The sequence below is a fragment of the Vitreoscilla sp. C1 genome, from assembly GCF_002951955.2.
Lineage (GTDB): Bacteria > Pseudomonadota > Gammaproteobacteria > Burkholderiales > Neisseriaceae > Vitreoscilla > Vitreoscilla stercoraria.
Map to the genome: position 1 here is coordinate 1741606 of NZ_CP019644.2, position 18725 is coordinate 1760330.

Consider the following 18725-nt stretch of genomic DNA (forward strand, 5'->3'; position numbering starts at 1 on the left):
TATTTTAGTGTGGTTTGGTCATGGGTAAGTTACAGGACGCTTACCCATGTGCTTTAGATGTTGCAGTTTGAATCCAAATTATGGCAAGTATTCCAAGTACATATTGTATTCCCAGTCGGTCACTGCGCTACAAGCACGTGCCCATTCATCCGCCTTCAAATCACGGTATAAATTCGCCATTTCAGCAGGCAAAGCGCCAAACATCACGCTGTCATTTTCAAACTCTTTGATTGCATCCCCCAAAGTCAATGGCAACACGCGACCTGATTCTGCATAGCTGTCACGGCTACTAGGCATGCCAGGATCCATTTTATGGACAATACCGTCATCCATCGCAGCAAGCATCAATGCATGTGACAAATAAGGGTTCACACTAGAGTCAGGTGTTTTGTATTCCAATCGACCGTTGGCAGACAAACGCACCGTACAACTCTTGTTGTCCATGCCCCAATTGACAATGCTCGGCGCAAACAAACCTGTGTCCCAAAAACGCTTGTAAGAGTTAACCGTAGAAGCCATCACCATCATCGCGCCTGAAGCATGGTTCAGGACGCCACCCAAAGCATGATGACCAACATCGGTTAAATGCAATTCACGGCGACCTTTTTCCATCAATACATTGTCACCATGAGCATCCCACAAACTGAAGTTGTGGTGGCAGCCATTGCCCATAGAGCTGGTATAAGGTTTTGGCATGAAGCTGGCAATCACACCATGTTCGCGCGCCACTTGGCGACAAATCAAACGGTAGGTAATCAAACGGTCTGCGGTCAATTCGCAATCGTCAAACATCCAGTTCAATTCCAATTGCGTTGGGTCTTCATAATCGCCTTCAATCATGTCCAAACCCATTGCGCTGGCATATTCCATCACTTTTTTGTAAATCGGACGCATGATTTCAAAACTGCCCATATGGTAAGCTGGGCTCGCACCTGGACGCACATGCACTTTGATATCATCGCCAATCCAACTCATCTCAGGCTCGCAACCTGTTTTCAACGTCAACCCATGTTTGTTTTTGAATTGTTGGTGCACATGACGCAAATTGGCACGCGCATCCGTACCCAAAATTTGACCACCGATTTCAGGTACATGCTCAGGCTCATAAGCGGTACAGAAAAACGAACCCATTTGCTTGTCCCAAGGCAGAACATTGAAGGTATCAATATCAGGTAAGGCAATCAATTCCGAAGCTTGCACACCACCACCTAACAACACCCCCGCTCGAGTGGCCTGTAAATCACTCATGGCTGTGCGGTGAAACTGAATGCCTTTTTCCAAATTGCGCATCAATTGTTTGGCTGGCACAGCCTTCGCCACCACTCGACCTGATAAGGCCACTACTTGGTAGTAAATATAGTCCACACCCGAATCTTTGACTTTTTTCAAAATGTCTTCGGTCTTTTGCGATTGGGTATTCAGATGTTTGTGTACATCCAATGCAGTGGTGTTGGATATAGAAGTAGGTTGATTCAAAACGGTGGTACTCATGGTGTTGCCTCCGAAATAGATGTGTGTGGTTTTAACTCAATGCGATCAAATACTGCTCCATTACTGACTGCGGTTAGCACAACTTAAGTTGGCCAGATTCGTTTGAAAAAATGCGATAACTTCTTGAGCGAAAGCTTGATTGTTCAAGCAAGCACTAGGTAAATGTGCCAAAGCGGCTTGGGCTTGGTCGATGCCAACGGTGTCTTGGTATTGCAGCAATAAGTCTTGTACCAAAGCTGGATTGAATTCAGGATGAAATTGGGTCGATTTGGCCGCAAAATCATATTCCAAAGCCCCATATTCACAATGCGCAGATTGTCCTATGACATGGGCAGTTTCAGGCAACACCACCACTTGGTCTTGATGAACCACCAATACTTCTTGTGACTGACCATCGGCAAATTGATATGTATCGGTACCAAAACCCCAACCTTTAGATGATTTTTCGACTTTGCCGCCAAAAGCTTCTGCCATCAATTGATGCCCAAAACAAATACCAAACATCGGAATATTTTTGTGTCTTAATTCATTCAAAAACAGTTTGCTATCATGTATCCATGGTAAATCTTCATACACGCTGTGCTTAGAACCTGAAATCACATAGGCATCGAATGCCTCCGCTTGCGGCAAATCATCACGATTACAAATACTAAAACGCTGAAAACTGATTTCAACCATAGCTTCTTGGGCTGCTGCGCCCAACCATGTTTGAATCATGCTAAAGAAATGACCATGCTTTTCTTCTAAGGCTTCAGGCAAAATGCCCATTTCCAATACAGCAATATGGATGTGTGTCTTCATCATTTCACCTTATGATTGTGCCAATGCCGTCAATGCAGGAATCAGTTGCTCATCAGCCCAACTTAAAGCCGCATCAGTGGGAATTTCGCCAGAAGACGCATCGTGCACACCGACTTGACCCAATTGTTGTGCACCCAATGATAATAAATGCTCTTTGAATATTTTGGCACCATTATTGAACGTTGCATAATAACTGTCGCCTAAACCAAACACCGCAAATCGAATGCCATTCAAATCAGGCATTTGTTCTTGCAATTGACCATAAAATGGCTGCGCACTATTAGGCAACTCTCCATCACCATAGGTCGAACAAACCAACACATAAGTATCACCAACATTCAAATCAGCTGCTGAAAAATAAGCCATATCAGCCACATCAGCATCCAAATCAGACTGCTTCAAACAATCGACAATATCGTCTGCAACCAACTCCGCATTGCCTGTTTCTGTTCCAAATAACACATGTATCATGACGATATCCTTTCTTATACAGATTGCTTGGCAATATTCAGCCATTGTAAAACTTGCTCAGTAGACTTGATTTTCAAACGGTGGCGTCCTGTAACCGCTTGACTGATTTCAAATTGATTCAAACGCAACCAATCATCAAAATCAGTATGAGGCTGGTGTAAATTGCTTAATAAATCTTTCAGGCCGCCTTTATTGCCAATGTCTTGCGTTTGCAAAGCCGCGACAATCACATCGGCAACCAATTTTGCATCTTTGCGGTTTTCAGGAATCGTTCCCACAGGACCACGACGCGCCCAACCGACGCAATACACATTGTGTTGCAAGAAACCACAATTCAAATCGGTGTCATCCGTATGCAAATCACGCAATTGCAAAGGATGTTTACAGGACGCTTCAAAACCAATGGCGCTGATTAAAGTATCGGCAGAAAAAACGATTTCTTCACCTTGTGCATTGGTAAAAACTGCCGCTTGAAGATGTGCATCGCCCTGTAAATATTGCGGCGTCAAACCATAATGAAACACAATGTCTGTGCCTTGTTGGTCATGGCTTTGTTCTGCCAATTGCGTCAACAACATGCTTTTTTCATGCTCACCTTGAGCGTTGTGCCCTAACACCAAACGCACGCCTTCGGTTTTGAGCAATTCTTTGACCATCACCGCATCGTATTTGGCTGCATCCATCTCGGAACGGCCCACAATGTCAATGTGTTTCACTGCTGCTTTTTGAATGTGTGCCACCGTTTCAGGACGCATCTCGCTGCCTTCAAAATCCGCTGCATTTTTGCTTAACAAGCGCGCCACATCCATCGCCACATTGCCATTACCAATGATGAGTACACGCTCACCAATATCAATGAATTCTGGTGTATCAGGATGGTCATTGCTCCAACGTGTCAATACCCCCGAACCGATGACTCCTTGCAATGATTCACCTTCAATATTGAGTGCACGGTCTTGTGACAAGCCACTGGCAAACACCACCACATCAAACATCGCTTGCAATTGCGCCAAACTGATATCAACACCCACATCCACATGACCGATAAAATGCACATTGTCTTGTGCAAACAAACGCTCAAACTGTTTGGTGACATTTTTAGTACCCACATGATCAGGTGCCACACCATAACGCACCAAACCAAATGGCACCGGCAAACGATCCATCACACAAATTTCCGCCTCAGGCAAAGCCTTGTTCAAAAATTGCGCCGTGTAACAACCTGAAGGTCCAGAACCGATGATGGCGATTTTAGCGGCAGTCATGATTAACCTTTCACCGCATCAAAACGAATGTGCAAATGATTCAAACCCGTATTACCACTGTCTGGCATATAGCTCGGTTCGGCTGCGTATTGCACATTGTGTAAACGCTGTGCAAGCAATGCCAAAGCTTCTTTCATGTCGCCTCGAGCGATAAAGTGACCAATACAATGGTGTGCGCCTGCGCCAAAACCAAAATGCGCTTTGCGTTTTTGGGTGATGTCAAACGCCACATCGCCAAACGCACGCGGGTCATTGTCGGCCGCTTGGCTGATCAAATGCACGGTAGTACCTTGTTTGATGAACACGCCTTGAAATTCAAAATCTTCCAACGCCTCACGCGTCACCCACGTCACCGTTGGTCTAAAGCGCATGATTTCTTCCACCGCATTGGCAGCCAAATCAGGTTGCTCACCCAAAATTTGCCACTGCGCAGGGTTTTGTACAAACGTGTCCATCGCCAAAGACAGTTGGTTGCGCGTGGTATCGATGCCACCAAAAATCGCCAAAACCATCATGTCAAACAATTCTTCATCGCTTAAATCGGCTTGATTTTCATTGGCTTTAACCAACATGCTCAAAAAGTTGTCACCCAAACCCTCTTCTTTCAAGCGGCGCACAGCTTCGTAGCAATACTCAAACATTTCGTCAGTAGCACCATTGACCAAGTTTTGATCACGCTCATACGTCACACCCAAAGCCACACCCATGTCTACCGCCAATTCAGCCAATCGCTTGGCTTCACTCAGCGGAATCCCCAATAGGCAGCAAATCACTTGCGTGGCATACGGCGCAGCAAAATCACCCACAAATTCACATTTGCCTTGATCGATGAATTGATTGATTAAGTCATTGGCCAATTGAAAAAATACAGGTTGCATCAAGCGAACCAATTTTGGTGAGAACGCAGGATTGGCCAAACGGCGCAAGCGTGAATGATTGGGACCTTCTTTACTGAGCAACATGCGTGTCCACCAATCGGCAAAAGCACCTGTGGCATTACAATGCTTGGGCCATGCATAACTGCCTTGGCGCAAACGTTGATCGCGCACCAAAGCATTGACTTCGTCATAACGTAAAATGGCCAAACCATAAGGGGTTTTGGCATACCAACTGACATCTTGCGCTTGCTTGACTGCATCAGAACGAATAGAAAAACTCGGATCTGCAAAATTCAAAAACGGGACTTCTACAATCAAACTGTTATCCATGTCATGACCTCGTTGGTATTGGGTTCTGGTTCAGAAAACTGCGTAACGACTTGTTAATTCACTATACAAGAGAGCACTGAAAAATTGCAAAATGACATTATTCTAAAAAAGAGATAAAACCCTGCTTTAAGAAACAAAAAATGCGAAACTGCTGCGTTTTTCGCAAAAAGTTTCGCATTAGGAATCTTATTTTAACAGAATGAATATTTTTTCTACTGAAAAATCATCATTTTATTTTTTTGAATTTTTTTTAAAAACTCACTGTGAGAAATGTTTCATTTTCACGACAATATAATTTGTTATCAAATTTCAACACACAGTTTCCGCCTTCACCATGTGCATATAAGCTTGTAACAAAGCCACCAAACGTGCCAAAGCAATGCTTTCATCATCGACAAATTTTTGTTTTAACAAAGAAATTTCCGTTTGATACAGTTCTAAAAAATGTTGTCCTGTTTGACTTTGTTGCCAAATTTTCAACCAACCCTCAAACATATCGCTGTTGATTTCAGGATGAAATTGCACAGCCATGGTTTTTCCCAATACATAAGCTTGATTGGCCAATGACGTTGCGCCCAATAATTTGGCTTGTGGCGGCAATTCAAATGCATCAAAGTGAAATGAAAACCAAGGTCCTGAAGGCAAACCCAGCGCTTGTGCTGCCTCATTCAATTGCACCCAAGCATTTTCAAAATCCGTGTTTTTTTGCACACTGCCACCCAAAGTTCGCGCAATGATTTGGCTGCCAAAACAAATACCAAACATTGGAATTTGAGCGTCCTGTAAAGCCTGAATATAAGCCATCTCACGCCCTAGCCATGGCAAAGTATCATCGTAAGCGGCTTCAGTGCATCCCAAAAACATCGCCCACTCCAAAGCATGCAATGGCGGTAAATCTTGTGACAAATCGGTAATGTCATGGACATGGGTTTTCACGCCCAATTGCGCCAATGCTTGCGGTAATAAACCCAAAGAATCTTGTGGGCCATGTCTGAAAATATGGACTGTTTGCATCATTCAAAACCTACTACTTTCTTCATATTGATATGGATTGACATCAAAAAACAACCAACACTGACACGCCGTATCAGTGTTGGCACGGTATGACCAAAACACTCATTACTCCGCAGGTGTTACCGCTACTGCTGAATTGTCTATTTGGGTTTGTGGTTTTTGGTTTCTGGCGCGCAGCGGCAACAACACAGCTGCATACGTCAAAATCACCAACACCACAATCGACATCGCCACAGCAGCAAACCCACCGACAGACAACAACCAGCCTGAAAATGCAGGACCGACAGCAATGCCCAAAGTCAAAAAGCTGCTACTGGCCGCCACAATCTTACCCTCTTTATCCAATTGTGCTGCCAAGCTGGTGAAATATGCCAAAGCATAGAAATAAGTCAAAACGATTAACAATACTGCGATGGTATACATGGTTTTGGAATATTCACCCAAAACATAGCCCAAGCTGACAGCACCTGTGGTCACAATCGAAATAATCAATGGCGTTTTCAGCCCATATTTCGCCCCCACCAATGCAGCAATAAAAGGTCCTGCCAAACCAATAAACGCTTGCGTAGAAAACAATTGCCCCAATTGCTCATCGTTATAACCAACATTCAAACCCACTTGCCATGAAAATGCCCATCCCATAGTGTCGCGCATCGAAAACAAAAACATCGCAATCATCATACTGATGGCAACAGGCGTAATCATTTTGACTTTCTCTTCTGCCACCACATCGCTATTTTCTTGTAGCGCTTCAATGCGATTGGGCATACCAAACATGAACGCCATCATCACCAAAGTATTCACTGCCAAAGCGTAATACACCCCACTTAGACCATAAGCAGTCATCACTTTAGAAAACGACAACATCACAATAATCATCAAAGCCACAAACAACACATTCATATATGCCGCTGTTTTATCTGGGTCTGATGACAAAGACACACATGCATTGCCACACGCCAACGCAATGCCACATGCAAAACCCACCACACAACGCACCAAAGTCAGCAAATAAATATCCGTAATATTGGCTGAAGCCACATTGCCCACCAATACAATGACCGCAGCGAGCCAAGTCAAATTGCGCTTAGGCACTTTCCCCATAATCGGTGCTAACAACAAAGACGAAACCATCATGGCTAAAAACTCAGCCGACACCAAAAAACCTGCTTGCGCTTCATTCAAACCCAAATCACTGATAATGGCCGTGATGATGAATGGCAGCGCAATCAAACAAATCAAGCCCACCCCATATGCAGCCGAAAACGCTGCAAACACGATGCCCCAACTACTGGGCATCAAAGATTTGATGCGTGACATTGCGATCTCCTTGTTCAAAGATGTGCGTGTTTCTAAATACCCAAAAGAATGATTACAAACAAATACCACGCAATCATTTTGTTAAATTCAAGGTAGCGCTGCAACTAAAATCTTTAAACAAGCTAAATCTCATTTTTTTGTACCATAGGATAAAGTCAATTAACGCTATTTAACACCATGAAACCGCCGATTTTTGCTTCACATATGGAAAAAAAGCTGCATCATAGGAAAATTTATTTCATAAATCGCCGATTTTCACAGGTGTTGCATCAACAACACAGCGCAAATTAATCTCAAAAATCACATAAATATCAAATACTTCAACACCATCACTCTCAAAATTGGTATGGCTTAAAATGCCTGTGATTTCATTAAAATCAAACCAACCTTATAACCATAACAAACATCATGCTTTGAAACGGCTAATCTTATTTTCAAGCTTAATCATTTATCATCTTAATGTAAGCAAACACATTCTATTGCGCCCAAATGATTACAGGACGCTTTCAAAGCGTCCTGTAATCTTCATGCAAGTAGGATAAATTTAGCACTCAAATGAATATGCGCCCAATTGTGTCTGCGTAATGACCCCTCGTTGACACAATATTTGCGCCACCCATTGCCAATCCAAATACAATCCATCTATCAATTTTGCACCCAACATGGTGTCATCAATGATGATATTGCCATAAGCTTTGGGAGAAGCTGTCCATGCCGATTGCTCAGGATGGGTTTGTATGCCATACAAAACAATGCCATTTTGCGCAAACCATGCCAATGCATCGTCCAAATAATTCATCGGCGAGCGCATGGTAAACAAAATCAATTGATGCCCATTAGCGACCACATCACGCAATACTTGCTGCGCCCCAATGTCATGCCCAACACGTGGATATTGGTGTGCCACACACGTACCATCAAAATCCAATAAAATTGTTTGCACATTATTCCTTTTGAAAGCGTCCTGTAAACCTTGCCACCATCGCCCAACGTTCACGATGCCGAAGTTTCCGTTTTTTGCTTCATCAAGCGATTGACCCACCATACCAATACCAATACTGGCAAACCGACCAACATCGCCAAATAAAAGAAATTCGGATAACCAATATTGCTGACAATCGCCCCTGAATAACCACCAATGATTTTAGGCAATAACGTCATTAGCGAGCTGAAAATAGCATATTGCACCGCCGTAAATGACACGCTGGTCAAACTAGACAAAAAGGCAATGAACGCGGCTCCTGCCAAACCCGCTGCCAAATTATCAATAATGATTGCCGCATACAACCACACATCACTGTATTGTTTAATCACTTTGCCCGATACGGTATACATATACTCCCCAGCTTCAATCAAAGGCAAAGCATCCAGATGTTGCTCTAAACGCTCACTCGGCGCTTTGTCAGCGACTTCATATGCCAATGACGACTCTAACACTTGTCCTTCTTGATTTTGATAGCGAGCAGTTAATTGTGGGTGTTGGGCAGTAGCCAAAGTTTCACCACTCAAAGCCACACTAAAACGCCCGTTGGGCTCTAGTTTAGCGGCATGGGCTTCGCCATCCAATACAATGTCCAACATACCAGATGCAGTAGCAACGCCTTGACCTAACAACTGACCTTCCAGCACGATGAATTTTTCAGCTTGCTCATGAGGAGTTAAAACACCGTCTTGTGTCAATGGCAATAATTGCAATTGTACTGGCATGTCTTTGTCTGCTTTCAAATACGGCAATGCTTGCTGTAAAGACACTGCTCCATTTTGCAAAGCCACGTGGGTCTGTATTTGAGTGTCTGCCAACAAATATTGGCTTGGTACATCTACTTTCCAAAAACCCACTTCATCGGTCGGCACCAAGGCTTCAAACGAGCCCACTTTGACAGTAACATCAGTGGTTTTGCTACCAGAATGAACCAAACCAACAAACGCCAAATTGGTGGTACTTGCCAAAACCGCACCGACAAACATCACTTTCATAATATCAAAACGCTGCGACAACAAACCGCCTAAAAAACCACCCACCAACGAAAAAATTACCCCGTAAATTTTCACCGCTTCGGCAATTTGTTCTTTGGTGAAATTCATGTCTTGGTAAAAAACATTGGAAATCACGCCCGCAATAATATCTGAAATGCGGAAAAAGCCAATTAACAACAACAATGCCAACGCCACCTTGGTGCCATAGCGTTTGAAAAAATCGCTCACGGGTACAACCCAAGTTTCTAGCGCCATCTCTTTGTTGACCGCACCAAACTTAACCATGCCCCAACCCGCAGCCAATGCCAATGCCGCCGCACCAATAAAACGCACACTCTCTACTAAAAATGCTAAAAATGGGTCTTTGACATTGAAATGCGCAGTCAAATTGCCCAAATACATAAAACACACCACAAACGCCACCACTGCCAACGCAAACACGCCAACCAAACGACCATATTCACGTTTTGGGTAATGCTTGCGGACACGTTTTGACCCAGGCTCATGAATCCACAAAGTCGTGGCCACACCAATGAGCATGACCGCAGCCATAATCCAATAGGTTTGTTGCCATGCTTGATAGACATAATTGCCTTTTGCCGTCCCAAACCCTGAGGCTAAAAACAATGCGCCTGCACCCGCGACAATCATGCCAATGCGGTAACCTGCATTGTAAGTGGATGCCAAAACGGTTTGCATATTCGTGTCTGCCAACTCAATCCGATAAGCATCGATCACAATGTCTTGCGTCGCCGAAGCAAAACCCAACAACACCGCGCCAATTGCCATTTGTATTAAAGCATTGGTGCCTGCGGCGGGATCGGTCATGGCCATAATCACAATGGCAACAATGATGAAAAGTTGCGCCACCAGTAACCACGCCCTACGCCGCCCTAAAGTCTTGGTCAAATAAGGCACAGGCAACGCATCAATCAATGGTGCCCACACAAATTTAAACGAATAGCCCAAAGCTGCCCAAGAAAACATCGTCACCGCACTTTTATTGACACCAGCTTCGCCCAACCACAACGACAGGCTCGAAAAAATCAATAAAATCGGGATACCCGCAGAAAAACCCAAGAACAGCATGATGATGGCACGGCGGTCTAAAAAAGCAGCAAACGCGCTGCGCCATTGATTGGTTTGTACAGTCATTGAACACGGTCTTAGAAAAATTACTTAGGCTGCGATTGTAAGCCATAACACCAGTCAATACATCTTTTATGCTCGACACTTTTACACAAAACAAAAGCGTCCTGTAAATTTTACAGGACGCTTTGAATCAATACCGCTGCCTTATTCAGCCGCAATACGCACTTCTACACGACGCTCTTCTGCTGATGCACCACTTTGACCTTCCATTTTTTGTGGTTTCACCAATTCAATTTGTGCTGCAGGCACGCCTGAATTGCGCAAGAAACTGCGCACCGCTTGCGCACGTTTTTTCGCCAACCATTCGTTGCTTTCTGCTTTGCCTGTCGCATCATTGAATCCACTCACGACCAATTTTTTGCCTTCTTTAGCCGCTGCCAACATTGCAGCTGCTGCTTCTTTGGCTTCAGGGGCTATTTTGGCGCTGCCTGTTGCAAAATAAAATTTCAATACATCAGCTTCAGCAACCACACGATCGATAGGATTGTGCTCGTCCACCACCGCACTGGCAGCTGCAGGCATACTGGCCGCTACAGGTGTAGATGCCGCTACCGCAGAAGCTGCCACCACATCACTGGCGATGGTTTTTGGTGCGATTTGTGGCGCAGAAGCCGCCACAGGTGTCGCTGTTTGATTGTTTTGCGGCTGTGGCAACAAATAGGTATAAGCCAACCAAGCTGCAATACCCACAACCATCAAAGCCAATAACCATTTCACCCAGCCATTGTTGGATGATTCAGACACAGTCGCCACGGTTTCTTCCACAGGTGGTGGCGTCGTACGTGCCGCAGTTTCAATGATTTCTTCCTGTTGCGCAGCCACACCACTTGGACGACTGGTGAAATAACTGTCACCCCAAGTACGCACGCCAGCGACCAATGCCGAAGCACTTGGAATACCAATGGCTGCCAACAATTTCGGGCTGAAAATCTTCGCAAAAAATGACTCTTGCGCCACCAACTGCCCATAAAACTGATGTTGGCCATATTGATTGCTTTGAATATATTGCTTAAGCGAAGCCAAAACAGCAGGAATGGCAAATGCCAACACATCGCCCGCTTGATCTGGATTCAAATCTGCGTCTTGCGCCACAGCATTTTGCACTTCTGCTGCTTGATGACCGAATAATAAACCCATCCATTGACGACCCACAGCCACCACTTTTTTCACATCTTCGTGCTGTAAAATCTCTGGTTTTAACCACTGTGTATCGACATTGGTGCCAGTGAGCAAATTGAAAAATCGCTTGGCAGCATGTTCGTCACGCACATGGCTAATCACACCAGCTAATACAGCAGGAATGCTTTTTTCAACAGCTTTAAATGAGGCGGCTTGTTCTAAGCCCACATGGTTTTGCGCATATTGAACCAAAATTGGTCCCACATATTGCGCCAACACTTCTTGCAAGTGTGCAGCCACTGAGTTCTCCTTTTAAAATGAGTACGCTTTACGCTACGATTATCTGATTTTAAATACTATTTACTGTCAGCACGTACGTAAGGATTGCTGACTTTTTCACGCCCGATGGTGGTCATCGGTCCATGGCCTGGTATCACTTCTGTTTCATCAGGCAAGATATACAATTTTTGTTGGATATTCTGAATCAAATCCACATGATTGCCACGTGGAAAATCGGTACGGCCAATGGAGCCAGCAAACAAAATATCACCACCAATAATGACGCCATATTCTTCTGAATAAAACACCACATGCCCCGGCGTGTGTCCGGGAATGTGTAAGGTTTTAAATTGGTGACTGCCCACACTTAACACATCCCCTTCATTGAGCCACTGACTTGGCACCACAATCGGTGAATGCGGGAAACCATATTTGGCCGTCACTTCTGGCAATTGCTGTAACCAAAAATCATCGTCAATATGAGGACCCAATACAGGCATTTCTTGATAAGCACACATATCCGCCACGCCAGCGGCATGATCGACATGCCCATGCGTCAACCAAATGGCTTGCAAATTCAAACCCAAATCTTGCACACGTTGCCACAACATATCCGCATTGCCACCAACATCGGTCAAAACCGCATCCAAACTCACATCATCCCACAACAAACAACAGTTTTGCTGAAATGCCGTCACAGGAATTATTTCTATTTTCAATGCCATTATTGCATTCCTATTTCATGTCTCGTGTCATGTTGACTGACGCTGTGGGCTGATTTTAACCTGTTATGGTATTTTGACATACCCATTGCTTGGCCACTTGGTCTGCTTCCCAAGAACGAACATATACCAATTGAATTTTCGCATGCCCGGCAGCATCGGCTTTAAATACCCACAATTGTTGGCTTGGTACGCCGACTAAGGGCATATTGGAATCAGATGGACTGCTTTGAATCCGATTGCTAACCACAGTCACATTGTCGGTTTTTTCATGGATTTGCCATTGAAACCCAGTACTAGCATTGGTTTCCAAAGATACTTCAAAAGTATCCCCCACTTTCATAGTCTGAGGACATTTTGCATCATCCGCAGCATAAGCTTGACTTGCGGCCACAGTGGCTAAAGTTAAAACCGCCAAACGATTGACAAACTTCATCTGAATCTCTTTTCTGTTGTATCAACAAAAATGGCCGCCATTGTTCTCAACAGCGACCATTTTCATTCAATCAAATCAATGACGGAAATGACGCACGCCAGTCACAATCATGGCAATACCATGCTCATTGGCAGCGGCAACGACTTCATCGTCACGCATAGAGCCACCTGGCTGAATAATAGCTTTAATACCTTGCTCAGCAATCACATCGATACCATCGCGGAATGGGAAGAATGCATCAGATGCCGCAACGGCTGCATCTAAAGAGAACTGGCCATCTTCAGCTTTGCGAGCAGCAATACGGGTTGAATCCACACGGCTCATTTGACCTGCGCCCACGCCGTAAGTTTGACCATCTTTACAGAATACAATCGCGTTGGATTTCACGTATTTGGCCACATTCCAAGCGAACAACAAATCATTCCATTCTTGTTCAGTTGGTTGACGCTCAGTCACGACTTTGCAATCTTCACGAGTCAATACATGTAAATCAGGCGTTTGTACCAACAAACCACCACCCACACGTTTGATTTCGAAACGGTTCGCGCCTTCGCTCAAAGCCACTTCCAATACACGCACGTTTTTCTTCGCTTCCAACACTGCCAATGCTTCGTCAGTGAATTTAGGCGCCATCAATACTTCCATGAATTGGCGAGAAGTGATGGCTTCGGCTGTTTGAGCATCGACTTCGCGGTTAAACGCAATGATGCCACCGAAAGCGCTGGTGGTGTCGGTTGAATACGCTTTCAAATAAGCTTGTTCAGTAGATTTAGCCACTGCAACACCGCAAGGATTCGCATGTTTGACAATCACGCAAGCGGTAGTGTCGAATGATTTCACCGCTTCCCAAGCTGCATCCGCGTCAGCGATATTGTTGTAAGACAATTCTTTGCCTTGCAATTGTTTGTAACGTGCCAAAGAACCTTGTGCAGGTTGCAAATCACGGTAAAAAGCGGCTTGTTGATGCGGGTTTTCACCGTAACGCAAATCTTGTACTTTGACAAAATTGGCGTTCAAGCTTTGTGGAAATTCACCAATTTTAGGCTCGCCAGTCAATACTTCATCGTCCAAGCTGGTCAAGTAATTGCTGATCATGCTGTCGTATTGCGCAGTGTGCGTAAAGGCTTTGCGAGACAAATTAAAGCGGGTTTTGTCGCTCAACGCAGCCTCATTGGCTTGCATCTCGTTCACAATCGCTTCGAAATCGCTGTTGTCAGTCACAATCGCCACACCACGCCAGTTTTTCGCTGCCGAGCGCACCATGGTTGGACCACCGATGTCGATGTTTTCAATCGCATCTTCTACTGTACAGCCCGCTTTGGCGATGGTTGCAGCAAATGGGTACAAATTCACACACACCAAATCAATATTGCCAATTTCATATTCCGCCATTTTCGCCACATGTTCTGGCAAATCACGACGACCCAAAATACCGCCATGAATTTTCGGGTGCAAAGTTTTCACACGACCGTCTAACATTTCAGGAAAGCCGGTGTAATCAGCCACTTCGATTACAGGGATGTCCGCCGCTGCAAGCATAGATGCAGTACCGCCGGTTGAAAGGATTTCCACGCCCATTTGAGATAATGCACGAGCGAAATCTACCACACCTTGTTTTTCAGACACGCTGATAAGTGCGCGTTTGATTGCCACCATTTTGCTATTCCTTTTATTGATTAAATCAAGCCATGTAACTGCATTTTTTTACGCAGGGTATTACGGTTCAAACCCAGTACTGCAGCGGCTTTCGTTTGATTACCGTCGCAATACGCCAAAACGCGAATCAAAAGTGGTTTTTCCACTTTCAAAATCACCATATCATAAACACCACAGGCAGCTTCGCCACCCAAAGTGTCAAAATATTCATCTAAGCTGGCATGAATGCATTTTTCGATGACATCGATGCGTTCATTCATTCAAGTGCTCCTAAAAAGCGGCCGCCCAAGCTTGTTATTGTTCGCGGCGCGGCCATGTATCGTGCTGAAAAGACAATTGATGGAGTAACTCAGCCACTTTTTCATATTGTAAAGACGTTTGCGCCACTTGATTTAACTCGCTGCGCTGACCCTGATAACACTCAAAACCACCCAAATACCACAACAAATGTTTGCGCGCGATTTTCACGCCATGCTCGCCATAAAACCCATGTATCGCCGTCAAATGCTCTAAAACCACATTTGCAGCGTCCTGAAACAACAAAGCCTCAGGCAACACACCAGTTTGCAACACCGCTTTCACATCTCGAAACAACCACGGCTGCCCTTGCGCACCACGACCTATCATCACGCCATCAGCACCGGTTTGCTCCAACACTTGTACCGCTTTTGCCGCAGAAGTAATATCGCCATTGACCCACAAAGGGATGTCAATTTGCTTTTTAACTTCAGCAATCAATTCATAACGGGCATGACCTGTATACATTTGTGTGCGGCTGCGACCATGTATTGCCAAAGCTTGAATGCCCGCATCCATAGCGATGCTTGCCACTTTGGGCACATTCAAATGTTCATCGTCCCAGCCCAAACGGGTTTTGAGCGTCACAGGCACATCCACGCTTTGCACCACTGCTTGCAAAATGGCTTTGACCAAACCTTCATCTTTCAGCAACGCACTGCCTGCCAAAACATTACAGACTTTTTTGGCAGGACAACCCATATTGATGTCGATGATTTGCGCGCCACGGGCCACATTCAATTGTGCCGCTTCAGCCATCACTTCAGGAATATTGCCCACAATTTGCACTGAACGAATACCCGTTTCACCTTCGTGATTGGCGCGCTGCAAAGTCTTGCGTGTGTTTTGCAAACTCGGGTCTGATGTGGTCATTTCACTGCTGGCCAAACCCGCGCCAAAACGCCGCGCCAACATACGAAATGGCTTGTCGGTAATACCAGCCATGGGCGCCAATGCCAAAGGCGCGTTTAGCTCAATACTGCCTATGCGCATAAGGATTTATCAATCAAAACAAATAGGGTGGCAATTGTACATTTTTTAAGCAATATTCGAAAGGTTTTTACTCATAAAAAAAGCGTCCTGTAAACTTACAGGACGCTTGTAACCAGTCAAACTCAGTCTAAATTAAGACTTTGTTTTCATGCCATTTTCAATTTTCTTGTTGATATACCATTGTTGGGCAATCGACAAGATGTTGTTCACGACATAGTACAACACCAAACCAGCTGGGAAGAAGAAGAACATGAACGAGAACACCAAAGGCATAATCTTGATCATTTTCGCTTGCATCGGATCGGTTGGAGGTGGGTTCAAAGTCGTTTGGAACCACATCGTCAAAGCCATGATAATCGGCAATACAAACCAAGGGTCAGGACGTGCCAAGTCGGTAATCCAACCCATCCACGGCGCTTGGCGCAACTCTACCGAGTTGAACAATGCCCAGTACAAACCCAAGAACACAGGAATTTGCAATAACATTGGCAAACAACCACCCAAAGGATTGATTTTTTCCTTCTTGTACAAGGCCATCATTTCTTGTTGCATCTTCATGCGGTCGTCACCGTATTGCGCTTTGAGTTCATTCAAGCGCGGTGCAACTGCACGCATTTTGGCCATAGACTTATAAGAAGCATTGGTCAATGGGAACAACACTGCTTTCACAATGATGGTCAACAAAATGATAGACCAACCCCAGTTACCTACAAAACCATGTAACCAGTTCAACAATTTGAACAATGGTGAAGCAAACACGTGCAACATACCAAAGTCTTTGCTCAACTCAAAGTTGTCAGCCAACGGGGTAATACGATTATATTCAGCAGGACCCACATACAAAGTCATAGGCAATACACTGCTTTGACCTGCTGCCAATGCCGCAGGGCTGTTCACACGCACGCCCGCTTCATACAAGCCATCGCTACGCTTGCGCACAACCATATTACAACCATCTGCTTGAGTACCACACACGCTAGGTTGATTTTGGCGATTCAGAATCCAAGATGACACGAAATAATGCTGGATAATGCCCACCCAACCATCGGTCGTTTTGCGCTGGTAATCTGCGGTGTCTTTGCCACTTTGAGCATCGCTGTCCAACTCTTTAAACGGTACTTTTTGGTATTTGCTTTCAGAAGTGTAAACCACAGGGCCGGTATAGCTTTGTACAAACCAGCTCTCACCTTCTGGCGTTGAACCATCACGCAACATACGATACATCGCATCGTAAGCCACAGGCTGACCACTGTTGTTTTTCACATCAAAGCTAACATCAATGGCATAGCTATCACGATGGAAAGTATAAATTTTGCTGACTTGAACACCATTGACTTCAGGTGCAGTCAAACGCACGCTGATTTTGTCATTGTTGCCCAAATCATATTGTTTTTGATCGGCGACAAATTTGGTGCCTTCAGGCAACAAATAACTCGCTTCACCTTTTTTCAACAAAGCCGCTTGTGCGATATAAGTGTAATCTTTGGCATCATTCAACAACACCAAATTTTTGCTGGCATCACTGGTAGCATCGTGTTTGAGCAAGGTCATGTGACGAATGTCACCTGTCGCTTGGTCAATGTCGATGTCAAACACATCGGTTTTGACTTTAATCGGATCGGTTGCAGTCAATATGCCTTGAGCAGCTGCATCTGCTTGGGCAGCGGGCTTGCCTGCTTCAGTTTGTGCCACATCCGGTGTCGGTTTTTTGGCAGGAGGGAACATATAATTCCAACCAAACAAAATGGACAACGAAATCACGGCAAAGGCAAAAAGTCTTTTGATTTCCATCGAATATCAATCTTTAAGTCTATTGTTTAAGGAACAGGATCATAACCACTGCCACCAAAAGGATGGCAACGACAAATCCGACGCAATGCCAACACAGAGCCACGAGTGGCACCATGTTTTTGTAAGGCTTCAATCGCATATTGCGAACAAGTCGGCGTATAACGACAACGAGGTGGCAACATCGGACTGATGGCCACCTGATAAAATCGAACACATTTCAATAAACATTTTTGCATGTTCAATCAGTCGACTTATGACGTAATAAACGTTGCATTTCGGCACACACAGCATCAAATTCTGCATGTTCAAATTTTAATTTGGTCCGAACCACAATATCTTGCGCTGGGAGGTTTTGCTTGTTCAAGCGAAACCATTCGCGTAACACGCGCTTCATATAATTACGCTCATGTGCCCGCTTGGCAACTTTTTTCGCCACCACCAAACCCAAACGCGGATGTGGTGAAGCTTCACCAAGCAAAACCTGCACATAACGCCCATGGCGCGAGCGGCGCAATGCAAAAACGGATGAAAATTCATCCGTTTTCAACAGTCGCTCTGTCTTGCTAAAGCCTTGATTCAAAGCTTACACAGCCAAGCGTTTACGGCCTTTAGCGCGACGAGCTGCCAATACAGCACGACCACCGCGGGTTTTAGAGCGAACCAAGAAACCGTGAGTGCGTTTGCGTTTGGTAACAGAAGGTTGGAAAGTGCGTTTCATTTGTTGCTTCCTTAA

General features: G+C 44.8%; 19 protein-coding genes. All 19 read right to left on the reverse strand.

All coding sequences use genetic code 11. The features are described 5' to 3' along the window. Positions 1-78 precede the first annotated feature (78 nt). Positions 79-1491, reverse strand: coding sequence for a glutamine synthetase family protein (locus tag ADP71_RS08570; protein WP_019958156.1), 1413 nt, complete (start codon positions 1489-1491; stop codon positions 79-81). A gap of 60 nt (positions 1492-1551) precedes the next feature. Further along, on the reverse strand, positions 1552-2292 hold the full coding sequence (locus ADP71_RS08575; RefSeq protein WP_019958157.1) for a type 1 glutamine amidotransferase: 741 nt from the start codon (positions 2290-2292) through the stop codon (positions 1552-1554). A 9-nt stretch (positions 2293-2301) separates the two neighbouring features. Then, positions 2302-2763 (reverse strand): flavodoxin domain-containing protein, encoded by a 462-nt coding sequence (locus tag ADP71_RS08580; RefSeq protein ID WP_019958158.1) that lies wholly within the window; start codon positions 2761-2763, stop codon positions 2302-2304. A 14-nt stretch (positions 2764-2777) separates the two neighbouring features. Further along, positions 2778-4028, reverse strand: coding sequence for an FAD-dependent oxidoreductase (locus ADP71_RS08585; RefSeq protein ID WP_171461074.1), 1251 nt, complete (start codon positions 4026-4028; stop codon positions 2778-2780). Positions 4029-4030: 2 nt separating this feature from the next. Beyond that, positions 4031-5236, reverse strand: a complete 1206-nt coding sequence (locus ADP71_RS08590; RefSeq protein ID WP_171461075.1) for a cytochrome P450 — start codon at positions 5234-5236, stop codon at positions 4031-4033. 309 nt (positions 5237-5545) lie between these two features. Continuing rightward, complete coding sequence (locus tag ADP71_RS08595; protein WP_019958161.1) at positions 5546-6253, reverse strand: type 1 glutamine amidotransferase; 708 nt, start codon at positions 6251-6253, stop codon at positions 5546-5548. 102 nt (positions 6254-6355) lie between these two features. Continuing rightward, entirely contained in the window at positions 6356-7570 is a 1215-nt protein-coding gene (locus ADP71_RS08600; protein WP_019958162.1) for an MFS transporter, read from the reverse strand. A 544-nt stretch (positions 7571-8114) separates the two neighbouring features. Then, a complete protein-coding gene (locus ADP71_RS08605) occupies positions 8115-8567 on the reverse strand; it encodes a hypothetical protein (RefSeq protein ID WP_211206674.1) in 453 nt (150 codons plus the stop codon). Then, positions 8564-10702, reverse strand: coding sequence for an AmpG family muropeptide MFS transporter (locus ADP71_RS08610; RefSeq protein ID WP_019958164.1), 2139 nt, complete (start codon positions 10700-10702; stop codon positions 8564-8566). Before ADP71_RS08610 ends, ADP71_RS08605 begins: the two co-directional genes overlap by 4 nt. Before the next feature lie 141 nt (positions 10703-10843). Beyond that, complete coding sequence (locus tag ADP71_RS08615; RefSeq protein ID WP_171461076.1) at positions 10844-12118, reverse strand: DUF937 domain-containing protein; 1275 nt, start codon at positions 12116-12118, stop codon at positions 10844-10846. Between the two features lie 56 nt (positions 12119-12174). Then, entirely contained in the window at positions 12175-12822 is a 648-nt protein-coding gene (locus tag ADP71_RS08620; RefSeq protein ID WP_171461077.1) for an MBL fold metallo-hydrolase, read from the reverse strand. A gap of 55 nt (positions 12823-12877) precedes the next feature. Next, positions 12878-13255, reverse strand: a complete 378-nt coding sequence (locus ADP71_RS08625) for a protease inhibitor I42 family protein (protein ID WP_104932003.1) — start codon at positions 13253-13255, stop codon at positions 12878-12880. Between the two features lie 75 nt (positions 13256-13330). Next, positions 13331-14911, reverse strand: a complete 1581-nt coding sequence (gene purH / locus ADP71_RS08630) for a bifunctional phosphoribosylaminoimidazolecarboxamide formyltransferase/IMP cyclohydrolase (RefSeq protein ID WP_019958168.1) — start codon at positions 14909-14911, stop codon at positions 13331-13333. 20 nt (positions 14912-14931) lie between these two features. Further along, the gene (locus ADP71_RS08635) at positions 14932-15171 is read right to left on the reverse strand and encodes a helix-turn-helix domain-containing protein (protein ID WP_019958169.1); all 240 of its coding nucleotides are present in this window, start codon (positions 15169-15171) and stop codon (positions 14932-14934) included. Between the two features lie 34 nt (positions 15172-15205). Further along, the gene (gene dusB, locus ADP71_RS08640) at positions 15206-16201 is read right to left on the reverse strand and encodes a tRNA dihydrouridine synthase DusB (protein WP_019958170.1); all 996 of its coding nucleotides are present in this window, start codon (positions 16199-16201) and stop codon (positions 15206-15208) included. A gap of 132 nt (positions 16202-16333) precedes the next feature. Continuing rightward, complete coding sequence (gene yidC / locus ADP71_RS08645) at positions 16334-17992, reverse strand: membrane protein insertase YidC (RefSeq protein WP_019958171.1); 1659 nt, start codon at positions 17990-17992, stop codon at positions 16334-16336. A gap of 26 nt (positions 17993-18018) precedes the next feature. Beyond that, on the reverse strand, positions 18019-18228 hold the full coding sequence (gene yidD / locus ADP71_RS08650) for a membrane protein insertion efficiency factor YidD (RefSeq protein WP_019958172.1): 210 nt from the start codon (positions 18226-18228) through the stop codon (positions 18019-18021). Positions 18229-18230: 2 nt separating this feature from the next. After that, entirely contained in the window at positions 18231-18572 is a 342-nt protein-coding gene (gene rnpA / locus ADP71_RS08655; protein ID WP_026353519.1) for a ribonuclease P protein component, read from the reverse strand. Positions 18573-18575: 3 nt separating this feature from the next. Beyond that, complete coding sequence (gene rpmH, locus ADP71_RS08660; RefSeq protein WP_019958174.1) at positions 18576-18710, reverse strand: 50S ribosomal protein L34; 135 nt, start codon at positions 18708-18710, stop codon at positions 18576-18578. Between the last annotated feature and the right edge of the window lie 15 nt (positions 18711-18725).

Bases quoted from the DNA above. Each gene is read 5' to 3' on its own strand.
- ADP71_RS08570 (WP_019958156.1), bottom strand. From the start codon at position 1,491: ATGAGTACCACCGTTTTGAATCAACCTACTTCTATATCCAACACCACT.
- ADP71_RS08575 (WP_019958157.1), bottom strand. From the start codon at position 2,292: ATGAAGACACACATCCATATTGCTGTATTGGAAATGGGCATTTTGCCT.
- ADP71_RS08580 (WP_019958158.1), bottom strand. From the start codon at position 2,763: ATGATACATGTGTTATTTGGAACAGAAACAGGCAATGCGGAGTTGGTT.
- ADP71_RS08585 (WP_171461074.1), bottom strand. From the start codon at position 4,028: ATGACTGCCGCTAAAATCGCCATCATCGGTTCTGGACCTTCAGGTTGT.
- ADP71_RS08590 (WP_171461075.1), bottom strand. From the start codon at position 5,236: ATGGATAACAGTTTGATTGTAGAAGTCCCGTTTTTGAATTTTGCAGAT.
- ADP71_RS08595 (WP_019958161.1), bottom strand. From the start codon at position 6,253: ATGATGCAAACAGTCCATATTTTCAGACATGGCCCACAAGATTCTTTG.
- ADP71_RS08600 (WP_019958162.1), bottom strand. From the start codon at position 7,570: ATGTCACGCATCAAATCTTTGATGCCCAGTAGTTGGGGCATCGTGTTT.
- ADP71_RS08610 (WP_019958164.1), bottom strand. From the start codon at position 10,702: ATGACTGTACAAACCAATCAATGGCGCAGCGCGTTTGCTGCTTTTTTA.
- ADP71_RS08620 (WP_171461077.1), bottom strand. From the start codon at position 12,822: ATGGCATTGAAAATAGAAATAATTCCTGTGACGGCATTTCAGCAAAAC.
- ADP71_RS08625 (WP_104932003.1), bottom strand. From the start codon at position 13,255: ATGAAGTTTGTCAATCGTTTGGCGGTTTTAACTTTAGCCACTGTGGCC.
- purH (WP_019958168.1), bottom strand. From the start codon at position 14,911: ATGGTGGCAATCAAACGCGCACTTATCAGCGTGTCTGAAAAACAAGGT.
- ADP71_RS08635 (WP_019958169.1), bottom strand. From the start codon at position 15,171: ATGAATGAACGCATCGATGTCATCGAAAAATGCATTCATGCCAGCTTA.
- dusB (WP_019958170.1), bottom strand. From the start codon at position 16,201: ATGCGCATAGGCAGTATTGAGCTAAACGCGCCTTTGGCATTGGCGCCC.
- yidC (WP_019958171.1), bottom strand. From the start codon at position 17,992: ATGGAAATCAAAAGACTTTTTGCCTTTGCCGTGATTTCGTTGTCCATT.
- yidD (WP_019958172.1), bottom strand. From the start codon at position 18,228: ATGCAAAAATGTTTATTGAAATGTGTTCGATTTTATCAGGTGGCCATC.
- rpmH (WP_019958174.1), bottom strand. From the start codon at position 18,710: ATGAAACGCACTTTCCAACCTTCTGTTACCAAACGCAAACGCACTCAC.